12 protein-coding genes and 2 tRNA genes are annotated in these 13,370 nt (G+C 46.0%); 6 read left to right on the plus strand and 8 right to left on the minus strand.

The genetic code is table 11. The features are described from left to right. The first annotated feature begins 3 nt into the window (after positions 1-3). The 3 genes from DXD78_RS12585 (at position 4) to DXD78_RS12595 (ending at position 3,786) form a co-directional block, all read left to right on the plus strand. Positions 4-1,245, plus strand: a complete 1,242-nt coding sequence (locus tag DXD78_RS12585) for an ABC transporter permease (protein ID WP_005825074.1) — start codon at positions 4-6, stop codon at positions 1,243-1,245. A gap of 78 nt (positions 1,246-1,323) precedes the next feature. Beyond that, positions 1,324-2,427: an efflux RND transporter periplasmic adaptor subunit gene (locus DXD78_RS12590; RefSeq protein ID WP_008662889.1), complete on the plus strand. Its 1,104-nt coding sequence runs from the start codon at positions 1,324-1,326 to the stop codon at positions 2,425-2,427. A 30-nt stretch (positions 2,428-2,457) separates the two neighbouring features. After that, on the plus strand, positions 2,458-3,786 hold the full coding sequence (locus tag DXD78_RS12595; RefSeq protein WP_005825078.1) for a TolC family protein: 1,329 nt from the start codon (positions 2,458-2,460) through the stop codon (positions 3,784-3,786). Between the two features lie 84 nt (positions 3,787-3,870). Here DXD78_RS12595 and DXD78_RS12600 read toward each other — a convergent pair whose 3' ends face one another. From DXD78_RS12600 to DXD78_RS12610, 3 genes are all read right to left on the minus strand, one after another. Further along, positions 3,871-4,788 carry a hypothetical protein gene (locus tag DXD78_RS12600; protein WP_009037786.1) on the minus strand — a complete coding sequence of 306 codons (918 nt, stop codon included), beginning with the start codon at positions 4,786-4,788 and terminating at the stop codon, positions 3,871-3,873. A gap of 14 nt (positions 4,789-4,802) precedes the next feature. Then, positions 4,803-5,495, minus strand: coding sequence for a DUF4476 domain-containing protein (locus tag DXD78_RS12605; RefSeq protein ID WP_005825088.1), 693 nt, complete (start codon positions 5,493-5,495; stop codon positions 4,803-4,805). A 100-nt stretch (positions 5,496-5,595) separates the two neighbouring features. After that, positions 5,596-6,432 carry a S1 RNA-binding domain-containing protein gene (locus DXD78_RS12610; protein WP_009037785.1) on the minus strand — a complete coding sequence of 279 codons (837 nt, stop codon included), beginning with the start codon at positions 6,430-6,432 and terminating at the stop codon, positions 5,596-5,598. Positions 6,433-6,625: 193 nt separating this feature from the next. Here DXD78_RS12610 and DXD78_RS12615 point away from each other — a divergent pair, with 193 nt between their 5' ends. The 3 genes from DXD78_RS12615 (at position 6,626) to DXD78_RS12625 (ending at position 7,925) form a co-directional block, all read left to right on the plus strand. Then, the gene (locus tag DXD78_RS12615; protein WP_005825092.1) at positions 6,626-7,627 is read left to right on the plus strand and encodes a malate dehydrogenase; all 1,002 of its coding nucleotides are present in this window, start codon (positions 6,626-6,628) and stop codon (positions 7,625-7,627) included. A 137-nt stretch (positions 7,628-7,764) separates the two neighbouring features. After that, positions 7,765-7,837, plus strand: a tRNA-Phe gene (locus tag DXD78_RS12620). 15 nt (positions 7,838-7,852) lie between these two features. Further along, a tRNA-Pro gene (locus DXD78_RS12625) sits at positions 7,853-7,925 on the plus strand. Positions 7,926-7,966: 41 nt separating this feature from the next. On the opposite strand, the gene DXD78_RS12630 is transcribed toward DXD78_RS12625, so the two are convergent. The 5 genes from DXD78_RS12630 to DXD78_RS12650 form a co-directional block, all read right to left on the minus strand. Then, on the minus strand, positions 7,967-8,884 hold the full coding sequence (locus DXD78_RS12630; protein WP_005834782.1) for an AraC family transcriptional regulator: 918 nt from the start codon (positions 8,882-8,884) through the stop codon (positions 7,967-7,969). A 122-nt stretch (positions 8,885-9,006) separates the two neighbouring features. After that, a complete protein-coding gene (gene fucO / locus DXD78_RS12635) occupies positions 9,007-10,161 on the minus strand; it encodes a lactaldehyde reductase (RefSeq protein ID WP_009037784.1) in 1,155 nt (384 codons plus the stop codon). Positions 10,162-10,186: 25 nt separating this feature from the next. Continuing rightward, positions 10,187-10,996, minus strand: coding sequence for a rhamnulose-1-phosphate aldolase (gene rhaD / locus DXD78_RS12640; RefSeq protein ID WP_005825102.1), 810 nt, complete (start codon positions 10,994-10,996; stop codon positions 10,187-10,189). A 47-nt stretch (positions 10,997-11,043) separates the two neighbouring features. Next, on the minus strand, positions 11,044-12,054 hold the full coding sequence (locus tag DXD78_RS12645; RefSeq protein ID WP_005825105.1) for an L-rhamnose/proton symporter RhaT: 1,011 nt from the start codon (positions 12,052-12,054) through the stop codon (positions 11,044-11,046). A gap of 22 nt (positions 12,055-12,076) precedes the next feature. Further along, positions 12,077-13,330, minus strand: a complete 1,254-nt coding sequence (locus tag DXD78_RS12650) for an L-rhamnose isomerase (RefSeq protein ID WP_009037783.1) — start codon at positions 13,328-13,330, stop codon at positions 12,077-12,079. Positions 13,331-13,370: the final 40 nt, after the last annotated feature.

The raw sequence follows: 13,370 nt of genomic DNA on the forward strand, positions 1-13,370 counted from the left end.
ATTATGAGAATAGACATAGATACGTGTGAGGAAATCCTCATCACAATAACAAGGAACAAAACGAGAAGCCTGCTTACGGCGTTCGGCGTATTCTGGGGTATCTTTATGCTGGTGGCGCTTATCGGTGGCGGCCAGGGCATGCAGGAAGAACTAAAATCCCAGTTCGAAGGATTTGCAACCAACTCGGGCTTTATCGCTGCACAAAAGACAAGCGAGGCTTATAAAGGTTTTCGCAAAGGACGATGGTGGGATTTGGAGATGGAAGATGTGGACCGTGTACGCAATGTGGACGGTGTGGCGCTTGCCACGCCTTCCATTGCCTTATGGGGACAAGTGGCTGTCTACGGAGACAACAAGTACGACTGTAGTGTGAAAGGCTTGTATCCCGAATATGAACAGATAGAACATCAAGAGATGACCTATGGACGTTTCATCAATGATGTCGACATTAAAGAGTCGCGTAAAGTGTGTGTAATCGGCAAACGTGTTTATGAAAGCCTCTTCAAACCCGGTGAAGACCCCTGCGGCAAATATGTCCGGGTAAATGGTATCTATTACCGGGTTATCGGAATGTGTTCATCCGAAGGCAATGTCAATATACAAGGGCAGGCCTCTGAAGCCATTACATTGCCTTTTTCCACCATGCAACAGACCTACAACCTCGGAAAGAAACTGCATGTAGTATGTTTCATCATGAAACCGGGAGTAAAAGTGAAAGACGTGCAGCCCGAAGTGGAACGTCTTGTAAAAGCGGCGCACTACATTGCTCCCGATGACAAACAAGCCGTCATGCTTCTGAATGCGGAAGCTATGTTCTCCATGATGGACAACCTGATGATTGGAGTGCGCTTTCTAATCTGGATGGTAGGTTTGGGGACGCTGTTTGCCGGAGCTATCGGCGTATCGAATATCATGATGGTAACCGTCAAGGAGCGCACAACGGAAATAGGCATACGCCGTGCCATAGGTGCCCGTCCTAAAGACATTCTGCAACAAATTCTTTCGGAAAGCATGGTGCTGACCACTATAGCGGGTATGGCAGGTATTTCTTTTGCCGTATTTGTACTGCAAATACTTGAAAAGGCCGCCAATGACCCTGGAGTTATCAAAACCCACTACCAGGTTTCATTCGGACTGGCTATCGGAACCTGTATCCTCCTCATCGCATTAGGAGTGCTTGCCGGACTGGCACCTGCCTATCGCGCCATGGCAATCAAGCCAATTGAAGCCATCAGGGATGAATAAACTTATAGAGAGACCACTAACCGTAAGCCATGAAATAATGGCTATATCAATCGTAAATAATTAAATCGTAAATATAAGATGAAAACAAAGAAGTTTCTGAAAATCGCATTATTGGTAGTAATTGCTGCCTTATTCATTTGGACATTCGTTTTTCTGTACCAGAAGTCCCAACCTAAAGTAACAGTATACGAAACGATAGTTCCGGAAGTGACAGACCTTGAAAAGACTACCGTAGCCACCGGCAAAGTGGAACCGAGAGATGAAGTCCTTATCAAGCCGCAGATTTCCGGTATCATTGCCGAAGTATACAAGGAAGCAGGACAAAGTGTGAAGCAAGGGGAAGTGCTTGCCAAAGTAAAGGTGATACCCGAACTGGGACAATTGAACTCTGCCGAAAGCCGCGTACGATTGGCGGAAATCAACGCTGCCCAAGCCGAAACGGATTTCGCCCGTACCCAGAAACTGTACAACGACAAGCTTATCAGCGCTGAAGAGTACGAAAAAGGGGAAGTAAGCGTGAAGCAGGCACGCGAGGAACTGCAGACAGCAAAAGATAACCTGGAAATTGTAAAGGAAGGCATCACCAAGAACAGCGCCTCTTTCAGTAGTACCCTGATCCGTTCCACCATTACCGGTCTGATTCTGGATGTACCCATCAAAGTCGGTAACTCGGTTATCATGAGTAACACTTTCAATGACGGAACCACCATCGCTACCGTTGCCAACATGAACGATTTGATTTTCCGCGGCAACATTGACGAAACGGAAGTGGGCCGTGTGCACGAAGGCATGCCGGTGAAACTGACAATCGGCGCCCTGCAGAATCTTTCGTTCGATGCCACACTGGAATACATATCTCCGAAGGGTGTGGAAGAAAACGGTGCCAACCAGTTTGAAATCAAAGCTGCCATTGCCGCACCGGACAGCGTACAGATACGTTCCGGCTATTCTGCCAACGCAGAAATCGTATTGGACCGTGCCCAGAAAACGCTTGCCGTACCGGAAAGTACCGTTGAATTCAATGGTGACAGCACCTTTGTATATGTAATGACGGACAGCGTACCGGTACAGAAGTTCGAACGCCGCCCCATCCAGGTCGGCATGAGTGACGGCATAAAGATTGCCATCAAAAGCGGTATCAGTGCCCAGGATAAGATTCGCGGTACAGAGAAAAAGGATTAACAAACGGAATAGCTTAAAAAGATATACGATATGAATAAAAAGATATTCTTATACCTCGCAATATTCGGCAGTATCTCAGTGCAGGCGCAGGAACGATGGTCTTTACGCCAATGCATAGACTATGCCATCGAGCATAACATCAGTATCCGCCAGACAGCCAACGCTGCCGAACAGAGTGCTGTCGAAGTAAATACAGCCAAATGGGCACGACTGCCGAACCTGAATGCCAGTGCCGGCCAGAGCTGGAACTGGGGACGTACGCAAACAGCCATCAAAAATGAGGATACGGGAGACTATTCCACTGTATACGTCAACACCAGCAGCCACGGCACTAATATGTCTGTCAATACCAGCATACCTATCTTTACCGGTCTGGAAATTCCCCACCAGTATGCATTGGCCAAACTAAACCTCAAAGCTGCCATTGCCGACCTGGACAAAGCCAAGGAAGACATTGCCATCAATATAGCTTCGGCCTACCTTCAGGTGCTGTTCAATGAAGAGCTCCACCAGGTGGCGTTGGGACAAGTGCAATTGAGCAAAGAGCAATATGTCCGCATCAGCCGGCTTGCCGACTTGGGAAAAGCCTCTCCGGCAGAACTGGCAGAAGCCAAAGCACGTGTGGCACAAGACGAGATGAATGTAGTGCAGACAAACAACAACTATAAGTTGGCCCTGCTCGACCTTAGCCAGCTTATCGAACTGGAAACACCGGAAGGGTTCAATCTGGAATCTCCGGCAGTCAATCTGGATTTAGTCCCTCTCACTCCTCCGGATGAGATATTCCAAACAGCCATGGTGAGTAAGGCTTCCATACAAGCTGCACAGTTCCGCTTGGAAGGCAGTAAACACAATATCCGTATTGCCCAGAGCAACTACTACCCGCAACTGAGCCTGAACGGTAGTCTCGGTACGAATTACTATTCTACCATCGACCGTACTTTCAGCCAGCAGATGAACGATAACTTCAACAAATATGTAGGATTCAACCTCAGCGTACCTATTTTCAACCGTCTCTCTACCCGTAACCGGGTACGCACGGCACGCCTGCAACGTGAAAACTATGCCTTGCAATTGGATAATGCCAAGAAGACACTTTATAAAGAAATCCAACAAGCATGGTACAACGCCGCTGCTGCCGAAAGCAAATATACCAGTAGCCATACAGCCACCGTTGCCAGCGAAGAGTCTTTCAAGCTGATGAGCGAAAAGTATGAGAACGGAAAAGCAAATGCCGTAGAATACAATGAAGCAAAACAGAACCTTATGAAATCCCAATCAGACGAATTGCAAGCCAAGTATGACTATCTGTTCCGTACCAAGATTCTGGATTTCTATAAGGGAGAACCGATTGAATAAAAAAAGAAGTATAATTTTAGTTGTTGTGTTTGATTCTCCCCTCTCCCTGCCTCCAGGCTGACAAGAGGGGAGTTTTTTGTTCTTCTATCTCCTTTCCGAAGAGCGGGAAGAGCTACTGCCGGTAGAACTGCGGGTAGTGCTTGAAGAGCTGCTGCGACGGCTTTCGGAACTCCGTACGCCGGAAGCATTTCTTCTTTCCTTGCTTGCCGTCTTTACCCTGCTACGGCTGGGGCTCTTATCATTATTTTTAGTTCTTGTGGTTTCTATTTTCTCTTTACTCGACTTTCTGCCACTATCCACACTACTACGTCGCGTACTGCTGTTACGTGTACCTGTGCTAATGCGATTATTACTACCGTTGCTACGTCGCGTGGTATATACATCATCCCTGCCTGCCGGACGCTTATGCGAATTAGGGCGGATGTTCACCGAACCGAAATCTGAACGGCGGCTGGTGTGGTACGACTTATCATTCCGAATACTCCACGAACCGGTATAGTGCGGATGATGGTAACGACCGCGATAATAGCTGTTGTGATAGTGCGTACGATAATGCCCACCGCAATATGTACGGTAATGATACGGCCGCGGGAAATAGAAATGATTATGGTTGGTGTAAGTGATGTAAACCCTAAAAGACCAACGACCACCACTTACATAAACCGGACGGTAAAAATAGGCGGCCTGCATGAAACGGCCGTACTGCCGGTTATTCAGCACCCATCGAAGGTCGTCATTGCGCACATCCAGATAATCGTAATAGCGATTTAATGCCCATTCCTCCCCCCGAAGAACGTCATCCATCAGATAGCGTATACCGGAAATGAAATCATAGTTTATTTCGTACACGTCATTATACTGTTCTGTACTCAGGTTCAATTCATAGGCCATCTTGTCCGTAAGAAAGCGGGTCTCTTTACGCACTTTGCTGTTGCTCATTGCCGCACTACAAACAGCTGTACTCATCATAGCGGCAAAAAATATAAATATAATCCGTTTCATAACCCCTCCTTTTTTTAGTTATTCTTCTCATGATATTGTTTGATGAAGGCATTTATCTCGTTCTTGTCCGACGAGAAGGTCAGCTTGTCTATCGCATAATAGAAATTCGGTTTATCGGCTATTTTAGGATAAATCTTCTTCATCAACTGTTTCTTTTCACTGTCGAAACGATAAAAATCCATCAGACGGATACACTGGTCAGTAGTGAACCAAGAGGTCAGCAAGGCATGGTCGAGCACTTCCTTACGGTCTGAATCGAAACTCTGTTTTTCCATCAGCCCCATAAACTGTTCGAAGGCAGATGGTGACATCACCGGTTCATGCTGCTCGCCTCCTAACGGTCTGTCACCGGGTCTGCCAGGCTTGTGATGATTAGAAGTACCCCAGTTTCCACCAGGTCTTTTGTCCTCTGGAATGAAAATATCTTCCACTTCATTGATGGAGCAATGCACACGTTCATCATATAGGAGTTTTCCTCTTCGGGAATTCTCCCCACGGGATGGCGCTTCATAAACCTCTACCCGACAACTACCACGCAGATTGGCTACAAAACAACTGAAAGTAGGCAGGCAAACCTGCTGTCCGTCGACCAGTACCACCACTCTACGGTATGGACTTTCTATACGGATTCCGTCTATGGGCGCCGCTTTTATTGCGGGAAACGCTACCAGAACTAGACAAACACTTAATATCAAATGACGTATCATGACTTTTCTTTTTTTATTGTACGACAAAAATAGGGAGAGGAAATTCCCCTCCCTAATGATTGTCTCTATTTACAAGTAGGGAAATTCCTAATGACTGGGACTAATACCTAATCCTGATTCCATCTTCCTCCAATACAACCAGATGTTTTTTGTACAAATCTCCCACAGCCTTTTTGAAGGTTTTCTTGCTGACACCGAAAGTTGCATAGATTTCTTCTGCCGGACTCTTGTCATTCAAAGCTATCCGTCCGCCCTGTTCACGGATATAGTCCAGCAGCGTAGCTGAGAAATCTTCTACTTTAGCCTGCCCCGGTTTTTGAAGCAGCAGGTCTATCTTGCCGTCTTCACGTACCTGCTTCACATAAGCTTTCATCCTCATGCCCGTGTGCAGTGGCTGAAATATCTCGCTCTCATATAGCAAGCCGCTATATTCATCGTTGATGATCGCCTTGAATCCCAAATCCGTCTTCTGCCAAATCAGGATATCCACCTCCTGCCCCGACTCATAGGCGGCCTTCTCTTTGGAAAGATAACGGTCTACCTTGGCCGATGCCACGATACGATAGCTTTCATCATCCAAATGGGCATGAACCACATACTTCTTTCCCACCTGCATCTTCATTTTCTGTTCGCGGAAGGGGACGAAAAGATCCTTCATCAATCCCCAGTTAAGGAAAGCACCATACTGGTTTATCCACGCCACCTCCAAGCAGGCAAACTGCCCGACCTGCACTAACGGTGTCAGAGTAGTAGCTACCAGACGTTCTTCGTTATCAAGATATATAAAAACGTTCAGTTTGTCTCCCACCTTACAGTCTTGGGGGACATAACGCGACGGAAGCAGAATTTCACCTTCTTCGCCACCGTCCAGATACATGCCGAAGGCTACCTCCTTCACCACTTCCAGCGTATTGTACTTTCCTAACTCAATGCTCATAGTTTCTTACTTATCTTCATTTTCCCAACAAAGATAAGTAATTTAGGTACAATACAGCAGTTCGGAAAGAAGAAATAACTTTTTGCTCTAAAAGATAACTTTTTTCTATGAACAACTCTCTCCAAAAAGGGTTATCTTTGTATCGTGACAATCAGCAAGAAAAGATATTACTCACCTTTAAATAAAAAAGATTATGGAATTTCTGACAAATGACAAATTGACAATCGTCGGCGCAGCCGGCATGATCGGTTCAAACATGGCACAGACTGCAATCATGATGCATCTCACTCCCAACCTATGTCTGTACGACCCTTATGCTCCCGGACTGGAAGGTGTGGCCGAAGAGCTATTCCACTGCGGATTCGAAGGAATGAACATCACATTTACCTCCGATATCAAAGAAGCGCTGACCGGTGCCAAGTATGTGGTATCATCAGGCGGTGCCGCCCGCAAGGCCGGCATGACCCGCGAAGACCTTTTGAAAGGCAATGCCGCTATTGCCGAAGAATTCGGTAAGAATGTAAAAGCCTACTGTCCGGATGTGAAGCACGTGGTTGTCATTTTCAACCCTGCCGACATCACCGGTCTGATTACCCTATTGTATTCCGGCCTGAAACCTTCACAAGTGACCACATTGGCTGCCCTCGACAGCACCCGCCTGCGCAGTGAACTTTCCAAGCACTTCGGCATCGCCCCCGACAAAATCGAAAATTGCCGTACCTACGGCGGTCATGGTGAACAGATGGCTGTATATGCCTCTACCGCCAAGGTGGACGGTAAACCGTTACTTGATATCATCGGTACCCCTGCCCTGACTAAAGAACAGTGGGTCGAAATCCAGACTAAGGTAACCAAAGGCGGTGCCAACATCATCGCCCTCCGTGGACGTTCTTCCTTCCAGAGTCCGGCATACGTCTCTATCGAAATGATAGCTGCAGCGATGGGTGGCAAACCGTTCCGCTGGCCTGCCGGTACATATGTACACAGCCACGGCTTCGACCACATCATGATGGCAATGGAAACTGAAATTACCAAAGACGGTGTACACTATAAGGAACTGAACGGCACGCCCGAAGAAGAAGCCAAACTGAAAGAAAGCTATGCCCATCTCTGCACACTTCGTGACGAGGTGATAGAAATGGGTGTACTGCCTGCCATCAAAGACTGGCACAGCATCAATCCGAATATCGACTGATGTCTTCGATAGCAAATGATTTTTAGAAGTAAGGTGCCTCGCTCCATAGAGCAAGAGGCACCTTTTTTAGATATTTTTCCTCAAAAAGCCTTGCGGTATAAAAAAAACTCTTTATCTTTGCACCCGCAAACGAAAAAGGTGCCATAGCTCAGTTGGTAGAGCAAAGGACTGAAAATCCTTGTGTCCCCGGTTCGATTCCTGGTGGCACCACTTTTCAAAAGCAATCGGAATGTAGCGCAGTTGGTAGCGCACTACGTTCGGGACGTAGGGGTCGGGCGTTCGAGTCGCCTCATTCCGACAGAAAAGACTTAACTTTTAGAAGTTAAGTCTTTTTTTGTTTTATACCTCCTCTCCTCCGGTTTCCCGACCATAAGAGCGATACTCCAATGGAGTAAACCCCGTACGTTTCTTAAACGAGGAGAAGAAATGCTCGGTAGACTTATAGTCGAGCATAAAAGAGATTTCTTTCACCGATAAAGAAGTACCCACCAGCAATTGCTTAGCCTTACGCAACTTTAGCTCTTGGAAATATTTTGCAGGAGCATAGCCGGTATAATCCTTAAATACTTTGCGAAACCAAGAATAACTGATATTCAACTTCATTGCCAGTTCTTCCGGGTCAACATCCTTGAATACATTCTCGTTCATGATGATTTTAGCCTGCTCTATTTTCTGATCGACATCACCCACTTCGAAAATCTTGTTTTTAGAGATGGACAATATCATCCCTATCATATGTAGCACAATACCGGCAAGATATTGCTGGGAAGAAATCTTATCAGCTTCCGCAATTTCCAAAGCGCGAGAGAAAAGTGAAACGAGCTCTTCATTCAACCCCACCTCCAACACCTGATTCTCTTTCGATAGAAAACCACCTTTCACCATATCATCAATCACAGCTCCCTCGAAACCAATATAATATTCATTCCAACCCGTCTGCACATAAGGATAATATGTATGCCACTGACCAGGAAACAGCACCATCAGTCGTCCTTTGCACACTTGCTTCTCTGGCGTGGTCTCCGAGGAGAACACCCCCCTCCCTTTAGTAATATAGACCAACTGGTACTCGCGCAGAATCCGTCCTTTCTGCGCATTGAAAAAATAACCGGTAGGATGATCCTTCAACGGATAAGGAGAATTAGGCTGGATAGACTGAAAGCCCACAGTATTTACCCAAAGACCATATTTCTGGTCCATGTCATTTACAATAAGGTACTTAAACTCTACTCCTAAATCATTATAATTTTTAGTCATAACACGTGCCTTCCATAATAGCTCCGGAACAAAAATAGAGATTATTTATGAAAAATCCCGTCCGCAGCGAATATTATTCATCACGGACGGGAATAGACATGTAACCTAAAATAGCGCTTGCCTTAAAAAGCTTTATGATACAGAGCTTCTATATCTTCCACAGATGTAGGTCTCGGATTGCCACCGGTGCAGACATCATTGAAAGCATCGATAGCCAATTGATGCAAATCCTCTTCCCTAACATTGATTTCACGCAACCGCTGTGGAATGCCAATACTTAAAGACAATTTCCGGACAGCATCAATAGCAGCACATATACCTTCTTCCACGCTCATACCTTCCGTATTGACTCCCATCGCCTTCGCAATATGGACATATTTAGGAGCAGCCGGGGACGCTGCATTATACTCCATTACGTAAGGAAGAAGCAATGCGTTGGCCACCCCATGCGGAGTGTCATAATGGGCACCCAAAGGATGGGCCATGGAATGAACGATGCCCAGACCGACATTGCTGAACCCCATACCGGCAATGTATTGCGCTTGAGACATGGCCTCGCGGGCAACCGGATCGCTGCCATTGTCTACGGCAGCTTTCAAATGGACAGCAATCATTTCAATGGCTTTCAGTTCGAACATATCCGACATAGCCCATGCACCCGGCGTTATATAGCTTTCTATGGCATGAGTCAGTGCATCCATACCGGTTGCAGCAGTCAATCCTTTCGGCATGGAATACATCAGCTCCGGGTCAACAATAGCTACTGCCGGAATATCATTAGGGTCTACACAAACCATCTTTTTTTTGACCTCTTCGTCAATGATAACATAATTGATGGTCACCTCAGCAGCAGTTCCCGCCGTAGTAGGTAAAGCAAAAGTAGGGACAGCCTTTTGACGAGTATCCGCCACACCTTCCAGAGACTTCACATCTGCAAAATCCGGATTATTCACAACAATACCAATACCTTTTGCCGTATCAATGGAAGAGCCGCCACCCAAAGCCACGATAAAATCGGCACCGGATGCCTTGAAAGCAGCCACACCATTCTGTACATTGGTAATGGTAGGATTGGCCTTCACATCACTGAAGAGCTCATAAGGTATACTGTTCTTCTCGAAAACTTCAATCACTTTATCAGCCACCTTGAAACGGATCAAATCTCTGTCCGTTACAAAGAAAGCCTTTTTGAAACCTCTGCGGGCAGCCTCCACGGCAATCGTTTCGCGACAGCCGGCACCGAAATAAGAGGTCTCATTCAATATCATTCTATACATAATTACACACTATCTGTTAAAACAATTATTTGGGCAAATTAAACGCTACGGACATTTCCTTCATTTGAAGCTGGCTCATACCATCCGGTTCAAAACCCATATTTTTGGCAGCGATATAAATAAGGGCGGATTTATTGAGTACATCCACCTGGTCGAAAGCAGCCATCACATCCACATCCACAGCAAACACACCATGTTTCTCCCACATCACTACATCATAGTCATCCAGTTCGCGGATGGTAGCCTCAGCCAATTCTACCGAACTGGGAAGTTGATAAGGGATGATGCCCAAACCGCGGGGACAGAAAGCCTTTGTTTCCGGTATCATACTCCAAAGCAGGTTCGAAGCTACATCTTTTTCCAGAAACTTCTTGTTGTGAGTCATGGCTACCAGCTCAATAGGATGCGTATGCACCGAAGCTTTATAGGGAGAACCTTTCGCTATCAGATTGTTGTGTACACTAAGATGGGAAGGAAGTTCCGATGTAGGCTGTACAGACTGGTCGGCTATAATGACATAGCTGGCACAGTCATCCAGAATGCGGATGACCGAACCGTTCTCCATCGGCCAACGGGCCAAATCGCGCATACGCTTGTTGGTGCCTTTACAATAAAAATAGCAGTCTTTCAAATAAGGTAAAGTAGCACCGATTGATTTCACCTCACTAATGGCGGGCATAGCCTTGATTTCATCGTCTACAAACTCAGTGATGTTGACCGTAATATTGCCCCCATTACGTTCTGCCCAACCTTTCTGCCAGAGATAACCAGCCACCTCAGCCACCTTATTAACTTCCGCAGCCAGCGCCGGACGATTTTCTAGAATTGATTTCATATATGCAGATATATTTTAGTTTTATATTCAAAGATAGGTATTTAAACTTACCCCAGCAACTGTGGCAGGAAAGAAGAAATTATCAAGACTGCCAAGCCTATGACAAGCACTGTAATTGTCTTGGGTGTACACCCTTTCCATTCCTTCAAAAGGATACCCCAAACATTGGAGAACGTTACGTTCAACGACATCAGGATGCACCACGAGAATGTGAGCAATACCGGAGAGGCAGCAAGGAATCCCTTACCCAAGCTAAGACCAAAGAACTGGCTGTACCACAACACACCGGCCAAAGCACAAAACAAGACATTGTTTACATAAAGGGATTTCTTGCCATAATCGCCCCAACTTTTGTTCCTGGAATTCTGATAGAAACAATAGACGGCATTCGTAATGAAACCACCCAGTGTCACCATCAATGTAGCAGGCAGTGTCTTGAATATATCCGCACTTTCAGCAAAACAGAGTTTCTCTCCAAAACCCAATCCTATACTGAAACACGCACTCATAAATCCAGCAAGAAGGGCTACAATAATACCTTTAGTAAAATTGAAATCCTTTACGGCCTTCTTCTTCTCTTCTTCGCTCAGGCTGGCAGACTTCATGCTACCGGCCAGACCGATAATGCCAATACCTACCAACGTGACCACTACACCAACAATAACCGATGTTGTCAAATCTCCTGCCTTACCAGTAAATACCGGAGTCAATATCGTTCCCAATCCGGCACAAGTACCCAAAGCGATAGACTGCCCAAGAGCTACGCCCAAATAGCGCATAGACAAACCAAACGTCAGTCCCCCCACTCCCCATAAAGCTCCGAAGAACATAGTCCAAAGCGTATCCGCAGGATTGTTTGCATAAATCTCGAACAGCGAATTGCCGGCAGGTACTGCCAGCAACGCGCCCAAGAACGGAAAAACCAGCCAAGCGAAAACACCTTGTACAATCCAATACGACTCCCAGCTCCACTCCTTGATGCGGTTAATGGGTACATAGCAACTGGATTGGCAGAATGCTCCGATAGCAATAATCAATAACCCTAATATTATTTCCATTTCTGTCTGTTACAAGGGTTTCCTATCCTCTTTTAGAGGTTACATTAGCTTCATACTTCTCTATTTCAGCGATGAACTCCTCACCTACCGGAACATTGTTTTTCAGACAGAACATGTCCCAAACAGCGTTCCAAGGCAAAGCCTTAGCCTCTTCGAGCAGAGCAAGGCGCTGGAAACCTTGACCGGTGGCCTCATATTCGCGAAGCTTTGCCAATGGTTCTAGTAACGCACGCAACATGCATTTCTGCGCCGCACGGGTACCGATTACATAAGCACCGATACGGTTGATGGAAGCATCAAAATAATCAAGACCAATGTGTACACGGTCCAGTGCATCGCAACGGACAATTTCTTGGAAAAGTTCAAGAGTGGGGTCATCCATGATAGTTACATGGTCAGAATCCCAACGTACCGGACGGCTTACGTGGAGCATCAGCTCAGGGACAAAGAGCAACATGGAAGACACCTTGTCTGCAGCACTTTCCGTAGGATGGAAGTGCCCGGTATCAATGGTAATAAGTTTCTGATGCTGTACACTATAGCCCATACAGAATTCATTGGAGCCTACTGTATAACTCTCTAAACCTATGCCAAACACCTTCGATTCAAGGCAGTCCTTCATATGCTTGTATTCCGTAGCAAAAATACGGTCGAGAGAATCTTTGAAAAGCACACGATACTTCATACGGTTTACAGTGATATCCTTGCTACCATCATGCACCCAAAGATTCATGATGCAGGGATCTCCCTGGCGGCGCCCCATTTCTTCGGCAATGGCACGACAACGTTTAGTATGTTCGACCCAAAAGTCACGGATACCTTGGTCCGGATGAGCCAGAGAAAGATTACCGCTCTTCGGATGAGAGAAAGAAGTGGAATTAAAATCCAATTTTATACCATTCTCGGCTGCCCATTGCATCCAGCTTTCGAAATGTTTCACCTCTACCTGATCGCGATCTACGAAGGTACCGCCAAAGTCACCGTAAATCTCATGCAAATTCAAACGGTGCTTACCGGGGATATAAGAAGCAGCTTTCAAAATATCGGAACGCAGTTCTTCCATATTACGGGCTTTACCGGGATAGTTTCCTGTTGTCTGGATACCACCGGTCAATGAGCCGGCAGATTCGAATCCCTGAACATCATCGGCCTGCCAACAATGCATAGAGATAGACACTTTCTGAAGTTGCTCCATTACTTTTTCTACATCCAATCCGAGAGCTGCGTAACGCTCTTTAGCAATTTCATACGCTTTGTTTATCAATTCTTCTTTCATGATACGTGATTTGATTATGAGTTATAAATTATTGGTAATC

It is taken from the genome of Bacteroides sp. D20 (genome assembly GCF_003436255.1).
GTDB lineage: Bacteria > Bacteroidota > Bacteroidia > Bacteroidales > Bacteroidaceae > Bacteroides > Bacteroides uniformis.